Below are 12,682 nucleotides of genomic sequence, written 5' to 3' on the forward strand. Positions count from 1 at the left end.
AAAAGAAAGATAAATATTAAGTTATTTTAACATAAGTTAAAATTTTATCTTTACTTAATTCTAAAACCATATATGATTTACCAACTAAAGATCGCGGATATGCTAAAGATCCAGGGGAAATAATTCTAACCCCATCAACCTCTTGATCAAACAATTGATGAATATGACCGTGTAATAAAACATTACAGTTATATTGTTTTGCAAACTTAGCATACGCTTCTTGGTGATTAGATCTTTTATAAGTTATGATATCACCATGTACAACAATAATATTTCAATTATAAATTTTAAAAATTTCAAATTCAGGGAATTTAAGATCTATGTCATTATTACCACGAACACAATAAGTAAAATCTTTTTTAATCGCTTCATAACTCATCATAGAATCGCCACAATGAACTTTAACACTACAATGAGGTTCCTCTTGGAGAACTTTTTTAATCATCGATCTATCACCGTGATTATCTGAAACTAATAATATTCTTATCATAAAATTAAAATATTTAAGGAAAACTTATATTTTTCTAATTATATAAAATATTTGAAATTTAAAATTAAAAAAATCTATTTAAAATCCTTTTTTAAATAATTGAAGATAATTTTCTGAAATACGTAATGGCGTAATTATGAGCTCGATCTTGTAATAAAGTAATGAAATTTTTTAATTTTGGTTCAGATGATAATAAAATCGCCTCATCATCTGAATCGATTAATAATTTATAAGATCGATGCTTAGCATCTTTGGAAACAGAAATAATTTTTGAAGATAAATATCCTTGTAAAATTTTTTTAGCAGCGTTTAATTGTTGCTTGCCCCCATCAATAATGATAAGATCAGGAATAACTAAACTGCTTCCAGATGATATATATTTCTTTTTTAAAGTTTCTTGAATAGCAAGCGGATCATTAGATGAAGTGATTATTTCGCTAAGATTATATTTCCTGAAATTACTTCAAAAGAAATGATTATTTTTAAAACTAATAACTGCTCCAACATAATTAAGACCACAAAAATGCGATGTATCGATAAAGTCAATATGATTTAAATGGGTCAGTTGGAGAATATTTTTTAAATAGTTTAAGGGATGTTGATACTTTTCTGCATCTTTTACAACTTTTTCAAAACTAGTTTTAAAGTAAATTTTGTTATTTTTGTTAACTAAATCCAATAGTTTTCTAAATTTACCTTTTAAAGGGGCTAAAATTTTAATTTTTTTAGCATGATTTGATTCATCGTTATGAAAAAACCAAGCGTCTTTAAATTCTTTTTCACAGATAAAAATATCAGGTAAAATATTAATACTATATAAATTGGATAGTTGTAATTGTAGCTCGCTGAATCAATCAACTTTTATTTGAAAAATTTCTTCTGTTTTTGAAAAGAAAGAACCTTGATAAAAGAAATAAATGGTTCAAGCTAAATAATTATCTTTAATTTCTCAACTTAAAACGTGATAGTTTTTTTGGCTTTTAATTTCAATTAATTGTTGACTTAAAAGTGATTTTATTTTTGTTTTTAAATCTAAATATTCTTGTGCTTTTTCAAAATCTAAATTATCGCTATGTTCTTGAATTAATTGATCTATTTTTTTAATTAAAGATGTATCTTTTTTTCTAAAAAAATTGGTTAGTTGGTCTTTTAAAGGAATGTAATCTTTTGCTTGAATATTTTTGTTAATACATGGCGCTCAACATTGTTTTAAATCAAAAAAAATACATGATTTTTTAGGCAATTTAACACATTTACGAAACGGAAGTTCAGCGTTTAAAAAATTAATAATTTTTCTTGCTCAAAATCCATCTGGAAACGGACCAAAAAAAATACCATTTTTTTGTTTTATAGTTGGATTACGAAGATAAATTAAACGCGGATATTCTTCATTCGTTAAATGAATATATGGATATGTTTTATCATCTTTTCATAAAACATTGTATAACGGTTGGTGTTTTTTAATTAATCTTTGTTCAAGAATTAAAGCTTCTATTTCTGAATTTGTTACATAAAAAATAACTTTAACTATCTCAGAATAAAAATTATGTAATAAGCGGTGGGGGGTTGTAAAATGTTGCTTAACCCTTTTTTGAATGTTTTTTGCTTTACCAATGTAGATAATCTGGTTGTTGTCGTTTAAAAAACAATAACAACCAGATAATGCTGGTAAAGGTTTGATTAATTGCGCTTGAAGAGTTGTTATCTTAGAACCTTTCTTGGTCTTGACCCATCTTGGGGACCAATAACTTTATCTTTTTCTAATTGATCGATAATACTTGCAGCGCGGTTAAAGCCGATTCGATATTTTCTTTGTAAAAAAGAAGAAGAAATTTGTGTTAATTCAGTTTCAACTCATGCTTTTATTTCTGGATATAAACTATCATTAAAGTTTTGACTTGATGTATGACTATGATCTGAAAGTGAATGAGTTTCATCGTTTAAAAATTGAGGTGATCGTTGATTAATAATAAAATGAGTAATTTCATTAATTTCACCATCAGTTATGAAAGGACCTTGAATTCTAACTGGATGAGGAATAGATGGAGATTGATACAACATATCACCATTCCCTAATAAGTTTTCAGCACCACCTTGATCTAAAATTATTTTAGAATCGATTGCTGAACCGACTTGAAAACTAATTCTTGCTACAATATTTGCTTTAATAACTCCAGTGATAATATTAACAGATGGTCTTTGGGTTGATAAAATTAAATGAATTCCAGCAGCACGACCAAGTTGCGCAATTCTTAAAATATATGTTTCAAAAACTTTTCCAGAAGTTAACATTAAATCAGCTAACTCATCAATAATAACAACTATATAAGAAAGTTTATGTTTTGAATTAGAACAACTACGGTTATAATCAGCAATATTTTTAAAACCAACTTGGGCTAGGAAATGATATCTATCATCCATGATCTTAATAAGTCTGATGAATGCTGATTTAGCTTTATCGGTTGTTTTAATAACAGGAACAAGAAGATGAGGAATATTTTGATAAGCGGTCATTTCGACTTTTTTAGGATCAATCAAAATTAATCTCAAATCATTTGGCGAATTTGTAAGCAATAAAGCGATTAAAATGGTATTAATACAAACTGATTTACCAGTCCCCGTCGCTCCTGCTATTAAAAGATGTGGTAGTTTTTTGATATTTAAAACTTGACATTTACCGTTAACATTTCTTCCAATTGGCAATGTTAAGGTTGTTTCGTTGTTGATTAATATTTGTTCTTGAATTAAAGTTTTTAAAGATATTAATTCATTTCATGGTGATTCAGTCTCAATTCCAACCATCGACATTCCAGGAATCGGAGCTTGAACCCTTAAACTTTTGACAGCAAGTCCTAATTTTAAATTATTTTGAATTTGTAAAACACGACTAAGATTAACATTTTCAGGTAAACGTAAACGGTATTGAATAAGTGAAGAAGAAATATGGGCTTCGATACTTAAAACTTCCATGTTAAAAGCTTTAAAAGTATTAACAATAACATCTTTTTTTTGTTTTACAAAAGTTTCTTTTTCAAGTTTTGGAGATGGACTTTTAAAAACTTTTAAAAAATCAAGTCTTGGGAATTTATAATTTGATAAATCATAAGCAAAATAAACTATATCTGGATTATCTTCAATCGCTTTTTCAATTGAAAGTTTTTTTGAAGATTTAGAATTAGAGACAACAGGCGCATGACTTTCATCTTCTTCTTGATCAACATTTAATTCTTTAATACTAAAACTTTCATTATTTAATCGTTCATTCTTTTCTTGATTTTCCATTACTTCCTCGGTTGACATTCTTTTAAATGGCGTAAGAATAATGTCATCACCAAAAATCGCAGATCTAATTTTTGCTTTTTTAGCTTTTATTTTATTAGGTAATGAAAAGATTTTTTTCCGATCAACTTCATCGGTTTCTAATGATTGGAAGAAATTGATTTTTTCAGGTTTAGGCATTTGAGTATCAATCGTATTTGTTACTATTGTTTTAGTTTCATCGATTAATTTTTTATTATGTTCTTTTACTTCTTCAGGAAGTTCAAAAAGACCTATTTCTTTTTCATCAATTAAATCAGCGCCAGCAAATTTATTTTCTAATTTACTTCCTGGTTGAGAATTAACTTCATTTTCAATAACTTTATCGCCATCTTCTTCAATAAATACATTTTTATTGATCGTTGGAGCAGATAAACCTTGATCGGTTATAATATCCTCTTTCGCTGGTTTACGATCATAATGTGCTTTTCTTCAAATTTCCTCTGTTATCTTGCTTTCACTTTGTAAAGAATTAGGAGTAGCTTCAGGAAAAGGATGAGTAGAAATTACCATCTCATCAGAATTATTATTTTTATTTCTTAAAAATTGTTTTGAATCATTAAAATTTGGTTCAGGCGATGGTTGAGAAGCAAATGTTGGCTGATTTTCTTCAATTTTAGATTCTAACTTTGAATATTTTTTTTGAAGAAGAATTTGTTGTTTTTGTTTCTTTAGAAATGCTTCTTTTTCTTTATGGACTAATTCAAATTGATATTTTTTAATTGCTTGTTTATAAATAGACCTTTTCCGATATCAATAAATTAAAAATGTAAAGCATCAATAATATAAATAATAAGAATGATTAGTTAATAAAACACTAAAAACTATTAAAAAGAAAAGAATATTTACGACAGATGCAAGAACGACTGACAAACCATGAATCGGAATTAGTAAGAAAAAAGCAACATAAACGGTTTGCAAAACACCACTGGTTATAGTTTTGTTATTCTCTCAATCCTTGATAAATTGATTTAAAGCTTGTGAAGAAGTGTGTGAACCCATTAATTTAGCCATTGCAATAAAAATGGTAATAGAAATTGTCAGCATCGCTAAAGAGACAATTTTACGATTAATGATTGGATGGGCGCTACGCCGGAATATTTCTAGGATTAAAAATCAAAATGAAAAGAAATAAAATATATATCTTCCGATAGAACCAAATAAAAGATTATAAGTATAGTGGTCTACTTTTAAAGATTTTAAAAAAATTGAGACAAAACTAAACGTAACAAAGACCAATAAAAAAAGGGCTAAAACTTGTCATTTTATCGACTTAAAAAATGATTTATGGCGTTTTTTAAATTGATTGGATCTATTATTGATTTTATTTAATCGTCTAACTGCTTTCAAGATAACATTTTTTGTACTCTCGCTTTATTAGGAATATCTACAAAATATTCCAATATTTATTATCTTAATTATAAGTTTTAAATAATAAAAATAAAACCTAAATAATAAAAAAATTAACTTCTATTATTGGCGATTTTTTAAAGTTCGTGAAAATAAATTTTTGGATTAATTTGGTTAGTTGATTCCGACTTTCTAATAAAATTTTTAATTTATCAGTTTCTGGTATGTTATCTTTGATTTGAATTAAAGCGCCGTTAACATTTGTCTTAATAAGTTCTTTAATTTTTTCTTTAGATTGAGGTAAAATATCTAAATCTATTCCCTTAGTTTGAAAATCAATATTCGTAACGATTTGATTTTTTTCAAAATTAATCCCCAAACTTGTTGCTAATAGACCATCATTTAATAATGTAATTCTGTCAGTTAAAATATTATCTGTAATCTCTTTTTGTTGAAATGATTGTAAAAATAATGAATCAACATCAATTTGTTTTTCTAAAACAACTGCTGAATTTTTATCAAAAACAATACAGTCGCCGTTTTCTACTAACAGGCCTTTAAAAGGATAATTTTGACTGTTAATCCTTTTTACTGTTTCAACTGCTAAATTATAATGAAGCGAAACAGGAACAAAGTAGTCTGGATTTATATATTTTAAAACTGTTAAAATATCATAGCGTGATGGATAAACTGTTGAACATGTTTTTGGAAGAAAATAAAATGTTATGTCCTGTTTAATAAATTCATTGTAAATTTCTACCCCTAATAATTCAAAACCAACTAGTGGTCTTGTTAATGAAACAAAAACATCGCTTTTTGTTATTTGTAATATTTTTGGTGAATATAACAATAATAAAATGTCTTTTAAAATTTGGGGATTTTTTCCGCTTAATAAAATGATGCTATTTTCATCTAGTTCATTGTGGTTTGATATTATTTTTAAATGTTCAAAAGAAAAAAAGTTGTTTTTTTCTAAAAATTTTAAAAATTGGAATAATTTGTTATTAGCGAAAAATAAACTTCTTTTTTTAGTTATCGCCAAATGAATAATTTCTTTGATTACTAAAAAATCATAGTTATAAACTGAAATAAAAATTTTTTGATTTATATGATTGTTAAAGATGTTTGCTATAAATTCTCTAATCGAAGAATTAAAACAAGCGAATTGTTTATTTACATAACCACTAGATGATGAAATTACCAGTGATTGTTTTTCAGTAATCGGTTTTGAATTCTGGTAAAGAAATTCTAAATTGGTCAACATTTTTAAAGGTTTTAAAGATGTTGCTTCAAAATTTAAAAAATAATCATTTAAATAAAATATTTTTCAATTATCAAAATCAATTAAATAATTATAAGAATCAAACATATTTGTATCTAAATTGAATGGTGTTATCTTAAAATAATTAAAATTGATGGTTTTATTGCTTTCTATTTGATGAAAATTAATATTTTTAAAAATTTGATTATTTACATCATGTCCTTTTAGTCAATCGATTGTTAATTTTGATGCATATATTGGTGTTTTAAATTTAGAAAAAAAATAACGGTACCCACCAATATTATTTTCAGACATATTAGTAAAAAAGATCGCTTTGATATGATTGGCTTTTTTTAATAAATATTTAATATTGGAAATTTTAATATTTATGCCTAAATTATTGTTTGGGCTTGGATAATTACCATAGTTAAAAATTACTATTTCGTTGTTATATTCAATGAAAAAGCAGTTTTTTGCTATTTCTGTAAAACCACCCAATGCATAAATTTTTAGTTTGTTTGAATTTGTTATCATTTTAAGTTGGTGATGTTTTAAATTAAAATTTTATCATTTTCGTTTATTTAAATTTAATTCAACTTTTAAAAATTAAAGATTAAATAATGAATCTGCAGCTTCAGTTAAAATCGCTGAATTAAAGTGAAAAAGAAAAATGATTGTTTTTTGGTTTTGTTTAAAGTGAAAAAATTTTAAGTATTTAAATTTACTATTTGTTGTTAGATTTTTAAAAGATAAAGAAAATTTGTTGATAAAGTTATTGCTATCGTTAAAAACAAGTTTTTTATATTTAATTAAAGTATCAGGTAATGGATTCGGTTTCTTAATTGTTAATTTAATTTTATCAATTAATTTTAAATTTGTCTTATATCCGCAAACTAAAATTTTTTTAATTAAATTGAGATCAATTCCTTCTTTTGTCTTAACATCAACCTGAACTCCCCTTATCCCCTGTTCACTTGCAGCAATTTTAAAATCCATCAATCCAATTTCATCTTCAAAAGAATTAATATCTAACAGTAAAACTTCTTTTTTTTGTTTAGAGATTAAACCAATCGATATTCCTGTTACAATTTCTTTTAAAGGAACGCCAGCATCTAATAATGCAATAGAAGTAGCAGAAATAGAAGCCTGTGATGTACTTCCATCGCTTGCTAGAACATCATTTACAGATCTAATAACATATGGAAATTCCAAAGTTGAAGGTAAAACAGATCTAATAACATTTTCAACAAACTGACCATGCCCAATTTCACGTCTTGAAGAAAACCCAGAAAAATCTTTAATTTGATTAGTTGAGAAACTATTAAAATGATAGGAATTAAAATAATATTTTTTTGTAACTTGATCTATTGAATTTAATTGTTTAAAACTATCAAGCGATGATAAAGTAACACAACTTAAGACTTGTGTTAATCCCCTTTCAAATAATCCAGAACCATGGATTGAAGGAAAAATACGTTTTTCTACATCTATCTTTCTTAATTCTAAAAATTTTCTTCGATCTATTCTTGAAGATGTTTCAATGATTTGATTAATAATTTTTTCTTTTTGCTGTTGAAAAAATAATTTTTTAAATCTATATATGTCTAAATCATCTAAATCTTTTTTTAATGTTTCTTTAAAATTTAAAAGTCCGTTTTCTAGTTCTTGATTTAAAGATTTTTTTAGATTATATGAAGTAAGGGTTTTTGAAAAATCAAAACTCTTAAATGGATAGTTTGAAATAAATTTATTTACTTCATCATCAGCAGTTAATAGTTGTGGAGAAAATAATTCTTTTTTTAACGATTTAAAAATTTTTATTTGAAATTTTATTAACTGGTTAATGTAAGTTTTAGCGACTTCAACGGCCTTATTTAGCTCATCTGCTGTCAAAGGTGAACCATGATAGTCAATCATTGTGATATTAACTTTATTTTTTGTTTTAACACCACTGATTAAAACTCATTGTTTTTTGTTGTTGATGTAATTTTCTGATAATTCTAATTTTCATTCTTTTTTAGAATAAACAAGAACAATCGCTCCAGTGGGTTTAAAATATTTATCCCCTAAAGTTAAATAAAGGTTTAGAGATGTCGCAAAAATTGCTGTTCAATAAAAGTTTAGTTTATTATTAAATGAAAATAAATCAATTGTTGATTGGATCTGATTTAAAATGTTTGATTCAATTAATGGTCTAATGGAACGATCAATTAAACGCGAAGTTATGACAGAAAAAAGTGAATTTTTATCTTCATCGCGATTATAATTGGTTGGAATTTTATTAATAGAAAAAAAATTTTCTGATATAGAAACTTTGTAATTTAAAAAGCCAGAAACCTTGTGCTGATTGGTTTGAAAAACTGATGAAACCAAAAAGATGGTGTTTTTAAAAGATAAAGAAAAACTGTTGTTTACTAATTTAGCGTATTTGTCAAAAACTAATTTTAAAGATGAATCAGAAAAATTTAATGAAATATTTTTCATTAGAAACTTAAACTGATAATCCTAAATGTTATCTTTCAGATTTAGTTTTTTAATTAACTCATAATATGTTGGTCGGTCATTTTTTTTAAGATAAATTAAAAAACGACGTCTTTGACCAATTTTCTTCATTAATTGGTATTTAATTAAATTATCTTTGGGATATAACTTTAAATGCTCGGTTATATTTTTGATATTATTTGTTAAAAGTGCGATTTGAACAGAAACAGAACCTGGATTTTTTAAAGATCCAAATTCACTTATAACATCAGTTTTGGTTTTTTGAGTGTAATAATAATATTTTTGCAAGATAGTGATTTTTGATTAGTTATAATATTTGTTTTTTGAATTTAAGGTTGTTTTTAAAAAGAAAACGTTCTTATAAATTATATATATTTTTAAAAATTTACATATAAATTACCAAGTAATTTCTTCTCTATTTCCTCATTTGTTATATTTTGAAGCATTTTCAATCTTTTTTCTGTCTTGGAGATGAAAAGTTTTGCTTTTTTTATGTCATCTTTAATTACATCTAATAATTCAAGTTGAGATGAACAAATTTGATCGTGCCGTAAAAATTTTAAAAAATAAACGGTAAGTTGTTTGATATTTAACAAAGTATTTTCAAAATTATTTTCTGAAATACTATAATTTGTTCTTGCTGGTCATTTAAAAAGATGAACTTCAATTCTTGAGTTTTTAAGGTTTAGCATAGTTGGCGATTTACCAATGTAAATTAAAGATCAAAAAAATTTATCAAGATCTTTTAGATAAACAATTCCAGTATATATACCATCGATAGGGATTAATTTATTTTTTGGGATTAACAGATTAAGGGTTGAAATAAACATTTTTGTTCCAATTTGAGTACCAGGAACAACCTTACCTAATAAAAAATATGGATGTCCTAAAAAAAGGTTAATATCTTCAATTGGATAATTATTTTGAAAGTGATTTTTAACTAATGAGGTTGAAATATTTCTTTTTTGATCAAAAGTTAAAAGTTCAACTTCTTTAACTTTAAAATGTTCTTTTAATTCTGTAATTGAACCGGTTTTATCTTTCCCATAAGTTGTATCTTTGGTGCAAATAAAAGTATCAACTAAAAAATATTTTTTAATAAAATTAATAAATTGTTGCGATGTTGTTTTATAAAGTCATTTATCAACTTTAATAATAATTAAGTAATTCAATCCAGAATGTTCAAAATAAAGAATTTTTTCATTAATCGTTGTAAAATTTAAATCGTTTTTGTCTGGGTTGGGAGATTTTGGAAACGTAAAAACTAAACTAAATAATTTATGGCGAATTGCGTATTGTCATAAATTGTTTAAAAAATAACAATGTCCTTTATGTAAACCATCAAAAGTTCCGATTGTACAAACAACTTTTAAAGGGAGCGGATTAGTTTCTAGTTCTTTTATTTCTTCATTTAGATAAATACTTTTACAAGATATTTCAATAATTTTCATAACTTAAATCTTATTATTTTTCAGCATCTTCAATGATTTTATCAATGTCAAAAGCTTTTTTTGTTTGATCATCAAACGAGAATTTAATTCTTGTATATGGACTAAGACCAAGCATAACAGCTAATCGTTTCGCAATAAAAGATGAAGCGTTATTCAATCCTGTTTCAGCTTTATTGCGGTTATAAAAAGTTGTAAAAAAAACTGTTATATTCCGTTTATCTTTTGATACTTTAAGCGATGAAATCGTAATAAATTTAACATTAGCGTTCGTAACATCATTATTAATAATTTCTGCTAAAGTTCTAGTAATTTGAGAAATTAATTTTTCCTGTCTATAAGGAGATGTGTTATTGGCCATAATAACTATATTTTAAAGATTAATAACCCTTGAATAAAAATAAAGATAAACTTAAATTATTTTTTTGGTTTAGTAATTTTATAAAAATGAAGTTCATCGCCTTGTTCAACGCTGTCAAAATCTTTTAAAGCTAGTCCAAATTCAACCCCGTTTTTAACCGATAAAACATTTTCTTTTAAATGTTTTAGTGATTTAATAAAACCTTGAAAAATAGTTTTTTTATTCCTTACGACATGAACTTTATGACTTCTTTCGGCCAGTCCTTCAGTCACAACACAACCAGCGATTTGGCCAACCCCTTTAAAATCAAAGATATTTAAAACTTTCGCTTTAGCTGCTAATTCTCCAAGATTATCTTTTGAAGCAGAACTTAAATCTTTGATTCAACTTGTTAATTCATCAAATAATTTATAAATGATATTATATTCTTTAATAATAATTCCGTTTTGTTGTGCAAAAGCTTTGACATCATTTGATGTTGATGTGTTAAAAACAATAACTAACGCTTTTGTTACAATTGCTAAAGTTAAATCACTTTTTGTTAACTGCCCTGAACCTTCATGAACGATTTTAATTTTGAGATTTGTTTGGTTAATTTTATTTATTCCTAACTTAATCGCATTTAAAGATCCTAAAACGTCAGTTTTTAAAACTATATTTAAGTTATCAACTTTTTTTGAATTGATTTGGTTTGAAAGTTCACGGAAAAATAAGTAAGTTTTTGATTTTTTACCTTGTTCTGATAATCTTTTATATTCTTCTGTGTAATTAATAGCATCATCTTTGTTTTGAAAAGCAATAAATTTTCCGATCGTAGTTGGAGGGGTTTTAAAGCCAAAACATTGAACCGCTTGTGATGGATAACATTCATTAATTGATTTTGCAAACTGATCTTTTAATAACTTAACTCTTCCGTATATGTCATTAATTACGATATAATCATTAATTTTTAAAATACCATTTTGAACTAAAAGATCAACATTAGGACCAAAATTTTTATCAAGGTTTGATTCAAAAATAATCCCGGTTGGAACAGCGTTATAATCAGATTTTAAATCTAAAAGTTCGCTTTGAAGTAAAATATTATCTAATAATAGATCAATATTAATCCCTTTTTTGGCTGATAAACTAACCGCTAAAGTATCTCCACCTAAACTTTCTGGAACAATTTCATATTCAGTTAATTGATTCATAACATGTTCTGGTCTTGCTCCTGGAAGATCAATTTTATTGATAACAAGAATTAATGGTTTATTAGCGGCTTTAATATGATGAATCGCTTCGATTGTTTGCGGTTTAATCCCGTCATCAGCGGCAACAACTAATAAAATAATATCAGTTAAGTCAGCCCCCAAACTTCGCATTTCAGTAAAAAGTTCATGTCCTGGAGTGTCAATAAAAGTTATTTTTTGATCTTTATAAATAATTGATGAAGCTCCAATATGTTGTGTAATACCACCGTGTTCACTTGAAATAATATTCGTTTTTCTGATTTTATCTAAAAGGGTTGTTTTTCCGTGGTCAACGTGACCCATAACTGTAACGATGGGAGGGCGTTGATGGATATCTGGTTTATGATCGGATTCGATTGATCTTAAATATAAAAAATCTATGCTGTCGATATCTTCTAAAACATCATTGTTATCATTTTCAACCAAACTTATTGAAAAATTTTGACAAAGTTTTTCTATTTCTGTTTTAACAATTGAAGATCGATTAGTATAAATTTGTTTGTTTTGAAAAAAATAAGAAAGAATGTTGTTAACTGGAATCCCTGTTTGTTTTGAAAAATCAGAAATTATGACAGGTTTATTTTTGTAAACAAAATTGTGAAATTTCTTTTTATTGCTTGCAAAGGCAGAAGTTGATAAGTTTACATTACTTAAACTTTTTTTTAATTTATCAAATCTTTTTTTAACTACTATGTGATGTTGTTTGGTATTTTTTGGCAT

9 protein-coding genes are annotated in these 12,682 nt (G+C 25.8%); all 9 read right to left on the reverse strand.

The annotated features are described in order from the left end of the window. Nucleotides 1–16: 16 nt before the first annotated feature. The gene (locus JRW51_RS02600; RefSeq protein ID WP_250328626.1) at nucleotides 17–490 is read right to left on the reverse strand and encodes a metallophosphoesterase family protein; all 474 of its coding nucleotides are present in this window, start codon (nucleotides 488–490) and stop codon (nucleotides 17–19) included. Between the two features lie 91 nt (nucleotides 491–581). Next, complete coding sequence (gene uvrC, locus JRW51_RS02605; RefSeq protein ID WP_322948501.1) at nucleotides 582–2,195, reverse strand: excinuclease ABC subunit UvrC; 1,614 nt, start codon at nucleotides 2,193–2,195, stop codon at nucleotides 582–584. Further along, the gene (locus JRW51_RS02610; RefSeq protein WP_250328627.1) at nucleotides 2,192–5,158 is read right to left on the reverse strand and encodes a DNA translocase FtsK; all 2,967 of its coding nucleotides are present in this window, start codon (nucleotides 5,156–5,158) and stop codon (nucleotides 2,192–2,194) included. Before JRW51_RS02610 ends, uvrC begins: the two co-directional genes overlap by 4 nt. Before the next feature lie 97 nt (nucleotides 5,159–5,255). After that, nucleotides 5,256–6,953 carry a ribonuclease J gene (locus JRW51_RS02615; RefSeq protein ID WP_250328628.1) on the reverse strand — a complete coding sequence of 566 codons (1,698 nt, stop codon included), beginning with the start codon at nucleotides 6,951–6,953 and terminating at the stop codon, nucleotides 5,256–5,258. A gap of 72 nt (nucleotides 6,954–7,025) precedes the next feature. Next, nucleotides 7,026–8,903, reverse strand: a complete 1,878-nt coding sequence (locus JRW51_RS02620) for a hypothetical protein (protein WP_250328629.1) — start codon at nucleotides 8,901–8,903, stop codon at nucleotides 7,026–7,028. Between the two features lie 21 nt (nucleotides 8,904–8,924). Further along, nucleotides 8,925–9,209: a 30S ribosomal protein S15 gene (gene rpsO, locus JRW51_RS02625; protein ID WP_250328630.1), complete on the reverse strand. Its 285-nt coding sequence runs from the start codon at nucleotides 9,207–9,209 to the stop codon at nucleotides 8,925–8,927. A gap of 89 nt (nucleotides 9,210–9,298) precedes the next feature. Next, complete coding sequence (locus JRW51_RS02630; protein WP_250328631.1) at nucleotides 9,299–10,372, reverse strand: riboflavin kinase; 1,074 nt, start codon at nucleotides 10,370–10,372, stop codon at nucleotides 9,299–9,301. A 13-nt stretch (nucleotides 10,373–10,385) separates the two neighbouring features. Next, complete coding sequence (gene rbfA, locus JRW51_RS02635; protein ID WP_250328632.1) at nucleotides 10,386–10,730, reverse strand: 30S ribosome-binding factor RbfA; 345 nt, start codon at nucleotides 10,728–10,730, stop codon at nucleotides 10,386–10,388. Between the two features lie 56 nt (nucleotides 10,731–10,786). After that, nucleotides 10,787–12,682: a translation initiation factor IF-2 gene (infB, locus tag JRW51_RS02640; protein ID WP_250328633.1), complete on the reverse strand. Its 1,896-nt coding sequence runs from the start codon at nucleotides 12,680–12,682 to the stop codon at nucleotides 10,787–10,789.

This window comes from Mycoplasma sp. SG1, from assembly GCF_023612375.1.
Classification (GTDB): domain Bacteria; phylum Bacillota_I; class Bacilli_A; order Mycoplasmatales; family SG1; genus SG1.